Below are 18,261 nucleotides of genomic sequence, written 5' to 3' on the forward strand. Positions count from 1 at the left end.
TATTAATCCCTTCCTTCTGTAAAAATATTTTGGTAGGAAAGATAGTTTCCCAAATAGACTGCCGTAAAAATTTCGGACTTCTTTTTGTTTTTTATATCTTGACAAATCGAGTCATATAATTTGACGGGAATTTTCATAACTGCTACTTGATCTTCTTTTAAACCGTATACATAAAACTCGAAACTGCCGTCATTGTTTACCGAGTGGAAAAATATCTTTATCTTTTTGCCCTTTATATCCTTTCCGCTGTCCAATATAAAGAATTTTAAAACTTCCATGGCATGAGGATCAAGGCCTGCTTCTACAACTGCAAGCCGTTCAGCCAATTCCGAATAGCCTATAACCGGGGTCTCATCGGCTTTTTCATATTCTATCTTTTCGGTTTTTTTTGTTTTTTCGTTTATCTCTTTTAATCCGGAACAGCTGGAAAGGCAGGCTATCCTATCGGCCTCCGGAACGAAGAGTAAGATAAGCTTTTTGGAAGGCCATTCTATTCTTGTCTTTATTTCGGAACGGACCTTTCTTCCGCATTGAGGGCATTTAAAGGTCAAATATGAACCGTCAGCTATTTTTTTTAATATTTCCGGTTCTTTATCTAAATTTATTTTGGCATGATGCTCAATTTCAAAACTTGCATCGCAAGGACAATGTATCTTCATAATAAAACTCCAATATTCTATTATTATACCAAATTTTAGAGAAAAATGTAAGGGCTGATGAGGTTGTTTATCGGCCGGTATAAATTGTAAGAAGTTTTATCAAAAAAAATACCGGCTTGCATATATCTTCAATTTATGGCATTATGTGAACCTATGAAAATGTTTTATTGCGGTAAAAGAGCTTTAAGGCTTGCTTTTGTTTTGTTGATTGTTATGCTCCCGCTTTATGCCCAAGATGCTTTTTTGGCAGGAAGTTCTGAGGGTTTGTTTAAAATAGATAATTTTAGGGCAAAAAAAATTTGGAGTGATTCGCCCGTTTTTAAAATATCTAAGGCCGGAAATCAATGGCTTTTTTTAACCGGCAAGGGGCTTGCTGCAAGCAAAAACTTAAAAGAATTCTACTACCTAAATGATAAGCTTCCTAAAAAAATAATTAAAAATATAGATAAAAACGGAAACAAAACTTTTATAGAAAAAATTCCTCAACTTAAAGATTTGGAAATTCACCCCTTTAATCCGAACATCTTTGTTACTGCAACTTCAAGCAATGTTTTTTTAACACGGGATTCTGGAAAAACTTGGGAGAACCTTGGAGCCAATCATTCGGTAAACGGAATAAAGGCTGTCAGTGTTTTGGATATGCCTAATTCAAGGGGCGAAAAAGTTTTAACGGTTTTTGTTTCTCACTCTATTGCAGGTATGGCTTGGAAGCAGCCCGATGTAAATTCAAAAATTTGGAACGATATAAGCGACGGTTTAAAAAAAGGACCTGAAGGGATTGAAGAAATATCGGATATTGTTTTTAATCAAATCTCGAGCAACTCTCAAGTTTACTGTGCTCAAACATTTTCAGGTTTGATGTATAAGCTCGATTGGAATAAAAAATTATTTATATCCTTAAATGAAAAAGAAGCAAACAATAAAAAGCTCGTTTGTGTCGATAGTTTAAATATAATAGACAATACGGTTTTCGGAGTTATGGAAGGCGGTTTATTTGAAACCGATTTAATTATGCCGAATACTCAAATCTATACTTCCAACAAATTATTGAAAGATTATAATAAGGTCAAAAAATACCTAAAGAATTCAAAGTATCTTTGCGCCTTTGTTCCGAATAGTTTGACCTCGCTTGACGGTAATTTGTCCTTATCCGAACTCTGGTTATTACACGACAAAAAAAATCAAAGCAATCCTTATTTAAAAATCTCTGACGGTAAAAAAGGCATTTATACTCCCACTCATCAGATGCGGGATGAAAAATCTTTTGAAAAGCATCTTAAAACAATCAAGGACAATAAGCTCAATGCTCTTGTAATAGACATGAAAGATGAGTCCGGCTTTGTCCGCTATGAAAGTAAAAACGAAGATATAAAAAAATATAACGGCATAAAATATCCTCTCGATATCGAAAAATTTATAAAAAGAGCAAAGGCTGAAAATATCTATCTTATTGCCCGAATTGTCGTATTTAAAGATAAAAATTTATATAGATATAATAACGGGCAATATGCCGTTCAGGATAAAGAAACCGGTAAACCTTGGCAGGGGTATGATCTCTATAACGGAGAAAAAGAAAACATAGAGGAATATTGGGTCGACCCTTATAATGAAAATGTTTGGAAATATAACGTTGATATAGCCGATGAGCTTTGTTCCCTGGGCTTTGACGAAATTCAATTCGACTATATTCGTTTTCCTACCGACGGCTTCAACCTTGCAGATGTCCGATATCCGGCAAGGGAAAACGGCATGGACAAGGTTAGTGCCCTTATGTCTTTTTTAGCCTACTCACGCGAAAGAATCAAGGCTCCTATTTCCATAGATATTTACGGAGCAAACGGCTGGTACCGCACCGGTGCCCGCACGGGGCAGGAGGTAGAACTTCTTGCAGAATATGTGGATGTTATCTGCCCAATGTTCTATCCCAGTCATTTTTCTCAAAGTTTTTTGGCTTATCAGCCTGCCGAAGAAAGGCCTTATAGAATTTATCATCAAGGTTCTTATAGAAACAAATTGATGGCACGCAACAAGGTAATTGTACGCCCTTGGGCTCAAGCCTTTTTTATTCCCGTTTCTTATGATAAAAAATACTATGATGAAAATTACGTAAAACGCCAGATCTTAGGAATTAAGGATTCCATAGATGAAGGCTATATTTATTGGAATAATTCGGGGCGTTACTTGGATCTGCGTCCTGATGGGGAGGGCTTATAATGGCGGAACTTTCGGCAGCTTCAAAAGAACTTCATGCAGTACACCAATGGGGAATAGAAGTAATAAGAACCGTACAAAATTTTTCAACCCCCTTTCTTAATGAAATAATGAAAATTTTTACGGATGCGTCAACCTACGGCTTTGTCGTTTTTATTATAGGCTTATATCTTTGGTGTATAGATTATAAAAAGGGGCTTCATCTTGCCTATGCCGCTGCCTTTACCTCAGGACTCAACGGAGGGATTAAGCGGATTTTTAAAATTCCTCGTCCCTTTGCTCATGCACCCGAAATCATGCTTAAAAGCATAGGCGGCTTTTCAACACCTTCGGGCCATTCTTCGATAAGCGCTTTTATTTATCCGGCTGTCTTGTTTTATAAACCCTTTAGAGGAACCCTCTCAAAAGATTCCCAATCGGCAAAGCCTCAAAAAAGCACGGCTTCGGTTAAGATAAAAATAGCGGCTGCAATTGTTCTTCCTCTATTGGTAGGCTTTTCACGGGTTTATCTCGGTGTGCATTATCCGACCGATGTCTTATTAGGCTGGGGCCTTGGTGCGTTTATCTTTTTAAGTATGATGTTTTTTCTTCCCGCAATTGAAGCAAAGCTTTCCACATTAACATTAAATAGAACAGATGAGAGCGATGCCCAAAATATTAAGTTCAAAAAAACTGCATCTATAAGGTTTACCCTTGCGGCTCTTTTTTCATTTATTCTCATTTTAATTTCAAAGGAAAAGGTAAATGAAGCCGGCCTTATACTTGGACTGGCTTTTGGAAATATCCGTATCCTTGAAAATTCCAAATATAGCTTTGATGCCTCCAAAGGAAGTTTTTTACAAAAGTTTTTACGCTTTATAATCGGCTCTGCTCTTTCCTGTATTCCGATTATGATTTTTTATCTTTTAAAAATAGATTCAAGCTATGCACAATACAGGCTCTACCGCTTTTTGGAATTTTTTGCAGTAGGTCTTATTGCCTCAGGGCTTGCTCCGATAATATTTTGCCGCTTAAAAATTTCGGGAGAAGATAATGCAGATAGGTAAATATGCCCTAGACGATCCTATAGCCGCAATAGCTACGGCCCTAAGCCCTGCCGCTTTGGGCATTGTCCGCACTTCGGGGAAGGGGGCGATAAACATTGCTTCCGCAATCTTTTCAAAACCTGAAAAACTAAAAGAAGCCCAAGGCAACAGCATTTTGCATGGCTGGATTTTAGACCCCGAATCAAAAAAAGAAATTGATGAGGTTACGGTCTGCGTTTATCGGGAGCCTAAAAGTTTTACGGGGGAGGATTCCGTTGAGTTTATCTGCCATGGCGGAACTGCCGTAGTGTTAAAAATTTACCGCCTTTTAATTGAAAACGGTTTTAGAGCAGCCGAGGGCGGGGAGTTTACATTCCGTGCCTTTGCGAACGGAAAGGCCGATTTAACGCGGGCCGAAGCTGTAAACGAAATCATCAATTCAAAAACCGATATAAATATTGAACTTGCAGCAGGCCGCCTGTCGGGAAATCTTTTTTCGGGTATAGAGGAAATAAAGCACGGACTAACAGCTGTCATCGCTGCGGCCGATGTTGAAATAGAATATCCCGAAGATGAGGAAACAAGCCAAGGTGCATTTTCTCCCGATTTGATTTTACGGATTATCGAACCTCTAAAAGATTTAGCCGATTCATGGGCAGCTGAAAAAATCTTTATTCAAGGAGCTAAGGTTGTTCTTGCGGGTAAGACCAATGCAGGAAAGTCATCCCTCTTTAACGCCCTCCTAAAAGAAGACAGGGCCATAGTTTCGGATATTCACGGGACGACGAGGGACTGGCTTGAAGCTTCCCTAAACTTTAACGGCATCCCCGTAAGCCTTTACGATACGGCGGGTATACGCTATACTAAGGATTCGATAGAGGCTATCGGTGTCGAGCGGAGCTTGGAGATGAGCCGGAATGCCGACCTCATCCTCTACCTTTGCGACCCTAAAGATATCTTGTCCGCAGGTAGTTTAAACAAAGATGATTCCGAGTTTATAAAAAATGCAAAGGCTCCGGTAATTACGGTTATCACAAAAGAGGACTTACTCGATACCGAGTCAAAAGAAAAAATAAAAGAAATCTTAAAAGCCGAAAAAATTAAAGAGCCCATAATAATTTCATCAAAGGCTTCTAATGGGATTAAGGCTTTGTCTGAAAAGGCCTATTCTGTTCTTGCAAAAAATATAGGCAGTTCCGGCTTTTCAAAAACAGCTTCCCTCGGAAGTGAAAGGCAGAGGGATGCCGTTCAAAAGGCCTTGGATGTGCTCAAAACAGCCTATCAAAATTCTCTTGAAGGCTTCCCCCTCGACCTCATCGTAGAAGACCTTGAAGAAGCCTTAAGCTTTTTGGGCGAAATTACCGGAGAAGTCCGCTCCGATGATATCCTTGACAAGGTTTTTTCAGGCTTTTGTGTCGGAAAGTAAAATACTTAATCTATAACTTGAGCCATCTCTGCAATCTGCTCCAAATGGGATTCTACATAGTGTCCGTGCGTTAAAACCACCAGCCTGTCGCCTGCCGAAATAACAGTACTGCCGTCGGGGATGATTTCTTCTTCGCCCCTCGCAATGCTTACGATTAAACAGTCATCAGGCCATTGAATGTCCATAATTTTTTTTCCGTCCAAAAAGGATTCGGGAGAAACGCAAACTTCAAAAACCTGCTTGCCGTGTTCTTCCGCTTTTTCTTTTTTATTTGCAAAATCTTCACTGTCTAAAATCTGTTTTAAAAGAACCTCGTCATTCGGCGGCGACTTTATTATGTTTGCCGTAATGTATGCAGACGCTGTGGTCAGCACCAAGCCTCCCAAATGGAAAAGGTTTCCGCTTGTTTCTGCAAGAAGAACTATGGCTGTAACCGGAGCCTTTATTACGGTAGTAAAAAAAGCGGCCATCGCAAAGACCATCAGGTTTACGGAATATTGAGCTTCAATTAAATTAAAATAAACCAAGATGTTCGAAAATATAATTCCCGTCAAGGCTCCGCATGAAAGAAGAGGAACAAATATGCCGCCTATGGCTCCTGAGCCTGCCGAAAGACCTGTAAAAATTATCTTTGCCGCAAGAATCAGAACGAGCATGGAAAGCGGAAAGCTATGTTCTGCAAGGGCTTCAATCAGATGGTCGCCTCCGCTTGCCGCAAGAGGAAAAAAAAGACAGACGGGTATCGAAATAAGATATGGAATCAATGGCGAAAATTGGGGCGGAATTTTTAATTTTCCGTACATCTTTTGAGATGTATAAATCGATTTTTTAAAAAGGTGTCCGATCAGGGCTGCCGCGGCTCCCATCAAAATGAGCCAGCCGAAATATTTTATAGGGAAAAGTTGAAGACCGTGAAAATCAAAAATAGCTCCCTGCTTAAAAAATAAGGAGGCAGTAAGGTCGCCTGCAAAGGCTCCGAGCATTACGCAGGTTAAAAGGAGGGGGCTTAGATATTGGTGCAGGTCTTCGATTGCAAAGACGATTCCTGCAAAGGGTGCTCCGAAAGTTGCGGCAAGCCCTGCAGCAGCACCGCTCGTTACAAGGCAGACTCTTTCAATATGGGAAGTCTTGCCGATTTTTTCAAAGGCGCTTCCTATATACGCTCCGATTTGAACGGATGGGCCTTCCCGCCCGACTGAAAGGCCTGCACTTATATTTAAAACACCGCCTAAAAATTTTAAGGGTAATTCCGGCCATGGACTCATATCGAGCTTTTTCATAAATTTGCCCTTGATCTGTGAAACCCCGCTCCCTTTTATCATTGGATATTTTTTGATGATAAAGCCCATAAATAAGCCTAAAATAATTACCGTCAAAATTAAAACGCCAAGGCTGAAGATTGTACCAAAGACCGGGTTTAACAGTCCGCTTACTGTCTTATCATAAACATCAATTCGCAAGCTTGAAAGAAAATCAATGGATTTTCTAAATGCCGTAACGGCAAGTCCTGTGAGGATTCCTACTATAAAACTTTCTCCGGCAATAATAAGATGATTGCCATACCAATTTTCAAGAATTTTTTTTGTGCTTAAACCTGTGTTGCTCATCTTTGATATTATATAAATAAGCCTTTTGCCTGTCAATTAAAATGCACTCTAAATATTTTTACCCCATAAAATAACTAGAGCTAAAATAATCAGAATAACAATATTTATAAACACGATAAAAGGAATAATTTCGTTTAGTCTTTTTTTATTTTCTTTTATCAAGAGGATTGAAACTGCAATCATTGTAAGAATTACATAGACTGCTATTACGAGTTTTTCGGTTTGCTTGGACATTTGAAAAAACCGGAAAAGAAGGCCTACTGTCAAGGAAAGGCCTGAAAGAAAATAAAGGCTAAGCCCTACATGTTTGCCCATGGAAGAGGCATTGTATTCTTCTTTTTCCTCTTTGCTCATCATATTATAACCTGCAATCAAAAAATAGAATTTAAACTTATGAATTAAAATACCGAAAACCGCAAGCAATCCTGCAATTATATAAAAAGCTGTCATTCTTTCCTCCAAAAAAGTTTTTACTTTTAAATTATAGCATGATAGGTTTTTGTTGTAAACTATAAGCCGCATTAAAGAATCTCTGCGCTCTTAGCGCTCCTTGCGATTAAATAAAAGAAAATCCCCTCAAAAGATTGAAATATACGGAAAAACATGTTATACTGTACTATAAATGGAAGAAAAATGTACCGATAGCAGTTACAATCATCCTCACAAAAAAAATGCAAAAAGTTTTGCAAAAGCACTGTGCAAAGCACTTGACATAAAACCGCATATCTGCACAAAATTCACAGCTTCACAGCTTCACAGCTTCACAGCTTCACAGCTTCACAGCTTCACAGCTTCACAGCTTCACAGCTTCACAGCTTCACAGCTGAGGCCTTATTATGCCCAAATAAAACAATCAAACACAGCCAAATTTTCTCACACCACACGCACAAGACCGAATTCCCGTCTTTGTGCGTTTTTTATAGCACTACAGATTGGGATAGACCAAAACACAACATCCCCTAATAAGGAGTTAACTTATGAAAAAACTTTTAAAGATTTTAACAATGGTTGCGGCAGTGCTGACAACCGCCGTATTATTTACAACTTGTAAACAATTTCGGGATGACCCTGAAGATTTTTTAAGCTATTGGGCTGCGGAAGTTGCCCCTACAGGCTTCATTATTGATAAGAAGACCCAAAAAATTGGAGACGTAGAGTATATTCCGTCGTACCAGAGTGGAACGTACTCGGATGTAACGCTTACAATTAAACTGCGTAATCCCAAAAACTTTACCCTTGTTACGCCCGCTTTAGCGGCCGATGCGGGGAAAGTTATCAATTTTCCCGGGCTTTCGCCGCAGCCGAAATACGGCACGGACTACACTTTAGAGCAAACACCTGACAAAGCGGCATTGAAGCTCACGTACAAGCCAGCCTTTTTAAAAGCACACGAATGGAGTAACGGCAACATAGGAGCCGAAATTACCCTTATTTCAACAGACGGCAGAAAATTCGGTAAAAAGTTCAGTTTGAACCTAAAGGCGAATACAGCCCCGCCTAAGCCGTCCGTCACTCTTGCGCAGACAACGACGATTCCGAAGTATTATGTTTTATGTCTGAAAGTCCCCGATATGGGCGAAACGGTTACCGGCGGAAAGCTCCACAAAGACATCGCACACATCGAAATCAACGGAACGAAATATGAGCTGAAAATAAACGGCGGTGGCACCGATTTTATAAAACCTGCGGATTCAGCTTTTATTGAATCTACTAATGTGGAAAAACTTCCCATACCGGGTGCGGATAATCCGCCTACAGGTGCATGGGTTTTGTATTACCAAACCGATGTTAAAGCCGAATACGGAGCTGAAAAAAATTATACGATTACACTTATAGACGAACAAGGTTTGGTTTCAGAAGAATTGAAGCCAACCGCAAAGGCGGAATTTCCCACTTTCTATGTCCGCGGAAAAAACGGCTATTGGTATACCGATAACGTACCGGGAAGCGAGGAGGGTAATGACGATGCCGGAAACGGTTCAAAGCAAAAGCCGTATGCAACCGTTACAAAAGCGCTGGCACAATGTACCGAAAACGGCGTACCCTATATCATTCTTACAGACGGAACGATTAAGGAAGATGATACCCTTAATATTGAAAGCGGTAAAATGATTACAATAGCAGCTTTACGCAAGGACTATAATCCTCCGGTACCTGCGATAATACACGATGCACGTTCACTACCCCCCGACTCTGGTCCCGAACGCTATCTTGTTACAACGGCAGGAACGCTTACCCTCGACTCCGTTATCTTAAAAGCTAATATAACGGATACCCATGGAGGTGGAGCTAACAGTTTTGTTTACGGTATACAACAAACAAGTGGAACCGTAACCGTTACGGGCAAGACGGAAATTAGAAACTTTGCCCATGCCGTAACAATTGCCGGCGGTACTTTTACGATGGAAGAAGGTTCAATCTGCAATAATTATGTAGACGGCGGAAACTCCGGCGTAGAGATAAAAAGCAACGGAACATTTATCTTAAACGGAGGTTCTATAAAAGATAATAAGGCTACGAATCATGCCGGGGTGTCTCTAACAGATAACAATGCAAAGTTTACAATGACAGGCGGTGAAATATCGGGTAACAGAGCATACTGCTTTGGAGGAGGTATTTCTGCCCATGGCGGAACGGTAGAGATTTCAGGCGGAACAATAAACAACAACCATGCGGCGGAAGGACCGTATTATCAAACTGGTAGCACCGTTGATGTCGGCGGCGGCGGAATTTATATAAACGGGGGTACCGTTAATTTTACGGGCGGCACAATAGAAGAAAACTATATTGACGGAGCGGAAAACAACTGCGGTGCCGGGGTCTTTATCGGTGAACAGGGAATTTTTAAAATGACAGGCGGCACCATTACGGGCTGCAAAACCGACCCTAATATCAGTTCACCCAAACCGAGCAAAGGCGGCGGCGTGTTCGTGAAACACGGAATCTTTACCATGTCCGGCGGAACCGTCAGCGGCAACACGGCAGACAAAGGCGGAGGTATTTACGGTGAACACTCCGGCTACGATCTAGGAGTAATTAAAATTTCAGGCGGCGAAGTTTCCGGCAACACGGCGACCGCAGGCGGCGGTATATACTCGAAGTATCAGCTGACCGTATCGGGTTCTGCACAAATAAAGGACAACAACGCTCCGAACGGTTCAGGCGGCGGCATTGCCATTCCATTCCACGGACTATTTTACTTTACCGGAGGAACCGTCAGCGGCAACACGGCAAAAGAAGGCAGCGGTATCTATGTAAGAGAGCCTCCCGGCAACAACAAGCCTATGAAAATGTCAGGCAGCGCAACAGTTACTGAAGGCAACGACGTGTTCTTGGATAGTGATTCGTTTGCTAAAGCATTTATCACCGTAACGAAAGCGCTTACCAACACACATGCGGCAACGCTTACGATGAAGAACGATACAAACGGATACGCTGTAGGCAGAGATGTTGTAAAGGGTACAAGCGGTACAGACGGTTATACGCTTACAGATGACGACAAAAACAAGTTTCCCATAACACCGCAGACATCGCAGGAGTGGATAACCGAGCTGGATACTGTCAACAATACGCTCAAACTGAAGAAGAAGAAAAAGCCGTAAAACAGGGGCGCATAGGTCCGCACAGTACGGGTGCATAGCCCCATAACACATGGGTGCGTAGGCCCCGACAGCAGGGAGCCATAGCTCCCGACAGTATGGAGGGATAGCTCCATAGAGTACGGATGCATAATGGTAGCCGGTCTACCACGGTAATGGTGGACAGTCCACCAGCATAATGGTAGCCGGTCTACCACAGTAATGGTATTGATCAGGGGAGAAAAAACCCTTTGACAGCACGGGAAGGAGAGAGCTGTGAAGTTTATTTCTTAGTTTTATAAAAAAAATTCCTTTGCGAAGTTGAGCGTAAGCTCAACGCTTTGAGCTCTCTGCGTCCCTTGCGGTTAAATTAAAAGAACCGCTCTTTTAAAATTGAGGAAGTTGTGGTATAATTAAGGCAAGAGAGGGCATAAGTTATGAGTACTTCAAACAGAAAATACAAAGACTCTGTCTTCGTCGATCTTTTCAGTGAAGATGAAAAAGCAAAAGAGAATTTCTTATCGCTCTATAATGCTTTGCACGGCACCAAACTTACGGCTATAGAGCATTTGAAAAATATCCGCCTCGATCAAGTTTTGTACATGACATTCTATAACGACGTTTCTTATCTTGTAGATAACAAAATAATAGTTCTTGCAGAACACCAATCGACGATAAATCCTAATATGCCTCTCCGCTGTCTTGAGTATGTCAGCCGCTTGTATGAAACCCTCTTTGAATCAAAAGAAAAGTACAGCCGCAAACTCTTAAATATACCGACTCCTGAATTCTACGTATTTTACAACGGAGAGGAAGCCTATCCTTCCGATAAGACTCTGAAACTTTCGGAGGCCTTTATAGAAAGAGGAACGGAAACTAATCTTGAGTTGACCGTTAAAGTAATAAACATAAACCGGCAAAACCGTCATCCGGTATTGGAAAATTGCCGGACAATGCAGGAATACAGTATATTTGTGGAAACGGTGCGCAAGTGGAAAGAGATAGATAGTCAAAACGGTTTTGAAAAAGCCGTTGAAGAATGTATAGAAAATAATATTTTGCGTGAATATCTAAAACGCAAGACTAAGGAGGTATTGAATATGTTACTGGCAGAATATGATTATGAAACAGATATTGCAGTACAGCGAGCCGAAGAACATGAAATCGCCTTTGCCGAAGGAATTGAACAGGGGATTGAGCAAGGCTTTGCCGACGGTTCATATCAAACAAAACTTGAAACGGCAAAGGTACTAAAACAACTTGGTGATTCCGTAAAAAAGATAATGCAAGCGACAGGCCTCAGCCAAGAAGAAGTGGAAGCGATTAATTAATTGGTAATGGATAATGGGTAATGGGTGAAAATTACACATTACAAATTACCAATTCAAAATTACTTATCAGGAGAATTGATGTATGATGAAAAATTGTATAAAAGCCGCACTTTGTGTGGCGGTGTTTTTAGGGGGCATGGCAGCTTCCGTTCTGTTTGCTCAAGAGGTGAATGAGGAACCTGCAGAACAAAAAGACGTTCTTCATTGGTCGGTGGGGCTTTCTGCGGAAGGGAATATGAACGTACCGAAAGGCTATGCCTTGGGCGCAGGTCTTTACGGGCTTGTTGTATTGCCTGATTGGGTAAAGACCGGCAGGTTTTCAGCCGGTGCAAAGCTCTTGTATTCGACGGGATTTAAAAGATACGGACTTCTTGATACGGCTCTTTTATTCCGCTGGAATTTTTATGATTTTGCAAAGTTTAAAAAGCCGGACTCAGGCTTTTTTGTGCAGGCGGAAGGAGGCGTTTCCTTAGGGTGGAACGGAAAGGCCGCAAAACCCTTTATCTTCGGTTTGGGAGAAGGAACATTCGGTTACCGTTTTGCAATAAAAAACTTTTTTATCGAACCCTATATAAGAGGCGGCTACCCCGTAATCTGGGCTGCCGGAATGAGCGGAGGATTTAGAATATGAAAAAGCATAAAGGTAAGATTTTAGTTTTATTTTTGGCGGTACTTTTGGTATCGGTTATGTCTTGTGAAAACCCGTTTTTAAAGAAGATGCTGGTTGAAGAGGAAAAGGGGAACACCGTACCCGAAAAGCCTCAGGAACCGGAAAATCCTGCTGTTCCTGTTCCCAAGCACACCGTAAGCTTTAGCGTAGAAGGCGCCGGCGGCACACTCAAAGCAAGGGCGGACGGCATAGCGGAAACGGATGTAAGCCCCATAACCGTCGAACAGGGCAAAACCGTAACCTTTACGGCCGAACCTGCTGCAGGCTATGTAGTAAAAGAGTGGAAAGTAGACGGCGCCGTTGTTACAGACAACACGTCAAACACCTATACCCACACCGTAACGGCAGCGGTCAACATAAAGGTGAGCTTTGAAACCCTTCCGCCCGGAAAAGTCGAACTTACCTTAAGCCCCGATAAGCTCGACATCAAAGTTAGGGTAAGAACCGCTGACGGTACCCCCGTTACAGTTGAAGGCTGCGAAGAAACAACGCTTGCAAGCAGCAACAGCACGTACACAGAGCTGCACGCACAAGGTATTGTCGTTATCCTTAAAGGCAAAATCACCGAACTGTATTGCGACAACAATCAACTTACCGCCCTCGACGTACAAGACTTAACCGCTTTGCAATTGCTGTGGTGCTTCCAGAATCAACTCACCGCTCTTAATGTGCAAGGATTAAACAATTTGCAAAGGCTGGAGTGCGTCTACAATCAGCTTACCACCCTCGACGTACAGGGCTGCACCGCTTTGCAAAGGCTGGTGTGCTGGAACAATCAGCTTACCGCCCTCGACGTACAGGGTCTAACCGCTTTGCAAAGTCTGTCCTGCGGCGGCAATCAGCTGACCGAACTTAACGTGTCGGGCTGCACCGCTTTGGAAAAGCTGAGCTGCAGCGACAATCATCTTACCGCCCTTAACGTACAAGACTGCACCGCCTTGAAAGAGCTGTGGTGCTACAGAAATCAGCTTACCGCCCTTGACGTACAAGGCTTAAACGCTTTGCAAGAACTGCACTGCTACATAAATCAGCTTACCGCCCTTGACGTACAGGGCTGCACCGCCTTGAAAGAGCTGGACTGCTGGAACAATCAGCTTACCGCCCTTAACGTACAGGGCTTAAGTGCTTTGGAAAAGCTGTACTGCTCCGGCAATCAGCTTACCGCCCTCGACGTACAGGGTCTAACCGCTTTGCAAAGTCTGTACTGCCATGGCAATCAGCTGACCGAACTTAACGTGTCGGGCTGCACCGCTTTGCAATGGCTGTACTGCCGTAACAATCAGCTTACCGCCCTTGACGTACAAGGCTTAACGTCTTTGCAAATGCTGTACTGCCCCGGCAATCAGCTTAATGCCCAAGCATTTATAAAAATCTTTACCGATTTACCGCAGCGTGATGCAGGGGACAATGCAAAGTGCTGTCTTTACATCGAAGGACCGGGTGTTACCGAGGGCAACTGTACGGATTTTACCACTCCGTCTGAAGTACAAGCCGCTTTCCAAAACGCAAAAGACGTAAAGAACTGGAGGATGTGTAAAGTGAATACGAGCTTGCAAGAGGAGGAGATTTAGGGGGATTGGTAATTGGTAATGGGTAATTGGTAATTTCAGTACGATAGGGGAGGCAGAACCCTCTGCTCGAGGCTCTCGTATCGTCCTATTCGAGCCTCTCGTATCGCTCGGATCGAAGGTTTCGTACGGGCGGAACAGGGGGCAGTTACATTAAAGAAACCGCCAAGGCCGCAAAGCATTGAACTTCGCTCAACTTCGCAAAGAGGAAAATTAAATATCTTAACAAAGCTCCCCTAAAATTCCTTTGCGCTCCTAGCGTCCCTTGCGGTTAAATTAAAAAACCGCTCTTTTAAAATCCTTTAACCTGTGGTATAATGTACAACGAATGAGATATTATCAGGCGGCTCTCGATATTTCATTTTTGGATAAAGGCCTTCACTACAAAACCTTAAACGACAGCTATATTATTTTCGTGTGTTTGTTTGACGCAATAGGAAAAGGCAAACCGCTTTACACATTTGAAAACGTCTGTCTTGAAGACAGGCAAACACTCTTACAAGATGGGGCAAAAAAAGTTATAATCAATGCACAAGCATTCAGCAAAGCCGAAGACAAAGAACTAAAAGGTTTTTTGGAATATATTAAAACAGGTGCGGCAAATACCGAATACACAGGGAGGATAGAAACGATGATAGAGGCAGTAAAACATAACGAACAGGTACGCAGGGAATACCGCATAATGTCGGCATTTGAAATGGACGCTCGGGAAGAGGGAGTACAACAAGGTATACAACAAGGTATCCGGCAAGGCTTTGCAGACGGTTCGTACCGAAAAGCCTTAGAGGATGCAGGCAATTTAAAACAGCTTGGTGTTTCAATTGATATTATCGCTAAAGCGACCGGTCTCAGTAAAGAAGAGGTGGAAGCGATTAATTAATTGGTAATTGTCGGCTTAGGATAGACACCTTATCTGCATACAGATAGGGTGTCTTCTCGTATTTGCAAGATAATCATCCTCATCGTGCTATTTACTTTTTTAGGTCTTTGTGATAAAATTCAAGCTTAAGTGCCTGCGGATAAACCCGCAAATGAGTTAAACCTTATTTACTTTTATGGAGCGTTTTATGAGTAAAAAAGACAAACCTAAAAAAATCTTGTATGCAGTCGATTATAAGCCTAAAAGAAAAAGTCCCTTTCTTTTGGAATTTGCCAACCATCTAAACCGGACAAAACCCGGATCCAAAAGGTCAATTACCTACGATGACCCCGAATACTATGTTATGGAAAACATCGTTACCGACGAAATGGCAAAGGTCGGTATGTTTTTAAAAATCAGAACGCCTCTAAGTGCTCAAGATATATCTCCCCTATGCGGAAAAACCGTAGAGGAAACCGAGCAGATTCTTTGGGATTTGGCCTATGTAGGCTGCTGTATTACCAATACCATTGACGGAGTAAATAAGTACTGGACCGAAATATGGGTTCCCGGCATTATGGAAATGATAAACAACAACAAGGAGCTTACCTCAAAGCATCCTGAAATAACCATAGCCTTCGATGCCTACGGAAAAAAGAAAGGAGAAATAGCTCCCGGTATCTTGCCCATGGGTGTTTCCCCGATGAGGGTTATTCCTATCGAAAGTGCAATCGAAAGCGATACCCATCATGCAAGTTACGAAGAAATTTCTCATTACCTAAACCAGCACACTCTTTTTAGCGTTTCAGATTGTTCTTGCCGAACGGTGCGTGAAAAGATGGGAGAAGGCTGCGGCCATCTAAAAGAAGATATGTGTATCCAGATGGGACACGCCGCCGAGTATTATATAAAGACCGGAAGGGCAAGGCAGATTACGCGTGAAGAAGCCTTTGAGATTATAAAAAGAGCTGAAGAAAACGGGCTCATGCACGATATTCCGAACCTTGACGGAGAGGGTAAAACTCATGCCATCTGTAACTGCTGCGGATGCGGCTGCCTTGCTATCCGAAATGCAATTATGTACAGAAACACGGATTTTTCACGCTCAAATTATATCTCCGTAATTGACGAAGAAAAATGTGTAGCCTGCGGCGAATGTGTAGAAAACTGCCCGACAAATGCCCTAAGGCTGGGACAAAAAATATGCTCTTCAAGGCCGATCCCCGAAGAAAAAACCGTAAAAACTCCCAGAGACCATCGATGGGGGCCTGAAGACTGGAATCCAGATTACCGTACAAACAGACAGGTTGTAGTAAAGACAGGAACCAGCCCCTGTAAGGCAAACTGCCCCGCCCACATAGGAGTTCAAGGTTATATCAAACTTGCAGCTCAGGGAAAATACAGGGAAGCCTTGGAGCTTATAAAACTTGAAAACCCCTTCCCGGCAGTCTGCGGTCATGTATGTCCCCGTTATTGCGAACAAGGTTGCTCAAGGCTGGGGCTTGATGAAGCCGTTGCCGTCGACGATATAAAAAAATTTATAGCAGAGCAGGATCTTAATTCCGAGCACCGCTATGTGCCTAAAAAGAAAAGAGATTATCACGATAAAAAAATCGCCATTATAGGAGGCGGCCCCGCAGGTCTTTCCTGTGCCTATTATCTTGCAATAGATAATTACGATGTAACCGTCTTTGAAAAAGAAAAATCCTTGGGCGGAATGTTAAAATTCGGTATTCCTTCATTTAGGCTCGAAAAAAATGTTCTTGATTCCGAAATAGATGTTTTAAAAGAATTGGGCGTAAACTTTAAAACCGGAGTCGAGGTAGGAAAAGATGTAAGCCTCGATGAACTTAGAGCTCAGGGTTTTAAGGCCTTTTACCTTGCAATCGGTGCTCAAAAAGGAAGGCTTTTGGGCATTGAAGGCGAAGATGCGGCCGGCGTAATTACCGGTGTGGACTTTTTAAGGGAAGAAAACTTAAATGAAACCAAAAGCCTTTCAGGCAAGGTAATCGTTATCGGGGGCGGAAATGTCGCCATTGATGTAGCCAGAATGGCAGTCCGTGCAGGCGGCGAAGAAGTTTCCATGTTCTGTCTTGAAAAAAGAGAAGAAATGCCGGCCCTTCCGGAAGAAATCCATGAAGCCGAAGAAGAAGGTATAAAAATTACAAACTCATGGGGGCCAAAACGCATTCTTGTTAAGGACGGAAAGGTGAGCGGTGTCGAATTTAAAAAATGCGTTTCCGTTTTTGACAAGGACGGAAAGTTCAGCCCAAGCTATGACGAAAACGATACTATAACTGTAGAATGCAGCTTTGTTATAACCTCTGTAGGTCAGGCAATCGATTTAGGTTCTATCTTAGAAGGTTCCGCTTGCGAAATAAACAGAAATCAAACCGTCAAGGCTGACCCCATCACCTACCAAAGTGCTCAAAAAGATATCTTTGTAGGAGGCGATGTATTGACAGGCCCTAAATTTGCCATAGATGCCATCGCCCAAGGAAAAGAAGGGGCTATCTCGATTCACCGCTTTGTACATCCGGGGCAAAGTTTGGTTATGGGAAGAACAAGGCGGGATTATAAACCCCTCGACCGTGAAAATTTGGAGCTTGCAGGCTTTGACAGGCTGCCCCGCCAAAGAGCGGAAGAACCTTCCGGCGAAGAAGGAAAAAAGACATTTAGGGATTTACGCAAAACATTAACCGAAGAACAGGTAAAGGCTGAAACCGAACGCTGCTTAAAATGCGGAGCCGTAAAGGTTGACGAATACATGTGCATAGGCTGCGGAATGTGTACGACCCGCTGCCGTTTCGGAGCTATCAGCTTAAAGCGTGTTTATGATGCTCACCCAAGCACCCTCGAAAAGCTTAAAGGTGTGGTTATAAGAAACATGGTAAAGAGGGAAGGCAAGATTTTGTTTAACAAGATTTTTAAGTCTTCTCCCAAGAATAAATAGAAAACCGGATTTAAGTTTATGCACGAATTAAGTTTGGTCATGGAAGTTGTACGCAGGGTTGATGCAATCGCTAAGTCCAATAATGTCAGCGAGGTCGACACAATAGTTTTACAGATCGGCGAAATTGCAACCGTTGTGCCTCATTTTGTTCAAGCCTGCTATCCTGCTGCCATAGACGGAACATGGATGGCAGATACAAAGCTTAAAATTGAAATGGTAAAGGCTTCAGTCCGATGCAATAATTGTAACAAAGTTTTTGACCCGATAGAATATCACGGCGTATGCCCGGCCTGTTCTTGTGATGAACATGAGATTCTTACAGGACGGGAATTTGTAATAAAAGAAATTGTGTGTTATTAAGTTTTTATTTTTCA

The 18,261-nt window shown here is 42.3% G+C and carries 13 protein-coding genes and 1 pseudogene; 11 read left to right on the plus strand and 3 right to left on the minus strand.

Annotated features, from left to right (window positions below; translation table 11 throughout):
* Window positions 1-2: 2 nt before the first annotated feature.
* Window positions 3-659, minus strand: a complete 657-nt coding sequence (locus tag HYB91_RS02760) for a CpXC domain-containing protein (RefSeq protein WP_002675627.1) — start codon at window positions 657-659, stop codon at window positions 3-5.
* 135 nt (window positions 660-794) lie between these two features.
* Between HYB91_RS02760 and HYB91_RS02765 the strand changes: the two genes are divergently transcribed.
* From HYB91_RS02765 to mnmE, 3 genes are read left to right on the plus strand one after another with little or no spacing between them, the layout of a single operon-like run.
* Window positions 795-2,873, plus strand: coding sequence for a putative glycoside hydrolase (locus HYB91_RS02765; protein WP_002675626.1), 2,079 nt, complete (start codon window positions 795-797; stop codon window positions 2,871-2,873).
* The gene (locus HYB91_RS02770) at window positions 2,873-3,916 is read left to right on the plus strand and encodes a phosphatase PAP2 family protein (RefSeq protein WP_002675624.1); all 1,044 of its coding nucleotides are present in this window, start codon (window positions 2,873-2,875) and stop codon (window positions 3,914-3,916) included. The genes HYB91_RS02765 and HYB91_RS02770 overlap by 1 nt, the downstream gene beginning before the upstream one ends.
* Window positions 3,903-5,321 (plus strand): tRNA uridine-5-carboxymethylaminomethyl(34) synthesis GTPase MnmE, encoded by a 1,419-nt coding sequence (mnmE, locus tag HYB91_RS02775; protein ID WP_002675623.1) that lies wholly within the window; start codon window positions 3,903-3,905, stop codon window positions 5,319-5,321. The genes HYB91_RS02770 and mnmE overlap by 14 nt, the downstream gene beginning before the upstream one ends.
* Before the next feature lie 5 nt (window positions 5,322-5,326).
* Here the strand turns inward: mnmE and HYB91_RS02780 are convergent, their stop codons facing one another.
* A complete protein-coding gene (locus tag HYB91_RS02780) occupies window positions 5,327-6,964 on the minus strand; it encodes a ClC family H(+)/Cl(-) exchange transporter (RefSeq protein ID WP_002675622.1) in 1,638 nt (545 codons plus the stop codon).
* A 12-nt stretch (window positions 6,965-6,976) separates the two neighbouring features.
* On the minus strand, window positions 6,977-7,378 hold the full coding sequence (locus HYB91_RS02785; RefSeq protein WP_002675621.1) for a DUF3784 domain-containing protein: 402 nt from the start codon (window positions 7,376-7,378) through the stop codon (window positions 6,977-6,979).
* A gap of 172 nt (window positions 7,379-7,550) precedes the next feature.
* Between HYB91_RS02785 and HYB91_RS02790 the strand changes: the two genes are divergently transcribed.
* From HYB91_RS02790 to HYB91_RS02825, 8 genes and pseudogenes are all read left to right on the plus strand, one after another.
* Window positions 7,551-7,979, plus strand: a complete 429-nt coding sequence (locus tag HYB91_RS02790) for a hypothetical protein (protein ID WP_253719614.1) — start codon at window positions 7,551-7,553, stop codon at window positions 7,977-7,979.
* Window positions 7,906-10,530 (plus strand): autotransporter outer membrane beta-barrel domain-containing protein, encoded by a 2,625-nt coding sequence (locus HYB91_RS02795; protein WP_002675620.1) that lies wholly within the window; start codon window positions 7,906-7,908, stop codon window positions 10,528-10,530. Before HYB91_RS02790 ends, HYB91_RS02795 begins: the two co-directional genes overlap by 74 nt.
* 413 nt (window positions 10,531-10,943) lie before the next feature.
* Window positions 10,944-11,837 (plus strand): Rpn family recombination-promoting nuclease/putative transposase, encoded by an 894-nt coding sequence (locus HYB91_RS02800; protein ID WP_002694511.1) that lies wholly within the window; start codon window positions 10,944-10,946, stop codon window positions 11,835-11,837.
* Between the two features lie 82 nt (window positions 11,838-11,919).
* Window positions 11,920-12,468 carry a hypothetical protein gene (locus HYB91_RS02805; RefSeq protein ID WP_002675616.1) on the plus strand — a complete coding sequence of 183 codons (549 nt, stop codon included), beginning with the start codon at window positions 11,920-11,922 and terminating at the stop codon, window positions 12,466-12,468.
* On the plus strand, window positions 12,465-14,078 hold the full coding sequence (locus HYB91_RS02810; RefSeq protein WP_002675613.1) for a leucine-rich repeat domain-containing protein: 1,614 nt from the start codon (window positions 12,465-12,467) through the stop codon (window positions 14,076-14,078). The genes HYB91_RS02805 and HYB91_RS02810 overlap by 4 nt, the downstream gene beginning before the upstream one ends.
* A gap of 319 nt (window positions 14,079-14,397) precedes the next feature.
* Window positions 14,398-14,955: pseudogene (locus HYB91_RS02815) on the plus strand (Rpn family recombination-promoting nuclease/putative transposase); the annotation flags it as partial.
* A 187-nt stretch (window positions 14,956-15,142) separates the two neighbouring features.
* Window positions 15,143-17,887: an FAD-dependent oxidoreductase gene (locus HYB91_RS02820; protein ID WP_002675610.1), complete on the plus strand. Its 2,745-nt coding sequence runs from the start codon at window positions 15,143-15,145 to the stop codon at window positions 17,885-17,887.
* Between the two features lie 18 nt (window positions 17,888-17,905).
* Window positions 17,906-18,247 carry a hydrogenase maturation nickel metallochaperone HypA/HybF gene (locus tag HYB91_RS02825; protein WP_002675609.1) on the plus strand — a complete coding sequence of 114 codons (342 nt, stop codon included), beginning with the start codon at window positions 17,906-17,908 and terminating at the stop codon, window positions 18,245-18,247.
* Window positions 18,248-18,261 lie beyond the last annotated feature (14 nt).

It is taken from the genome of Treponema sp. B152, from assembly GCF_024181665.1.
In the GTDB taxonomy this organism is placed as follows: Bacteria; Spirochaetota; Spirochaetia; order Treponematales; family Treponemataceae; genus Treponema_B; species Treponema_B denticola.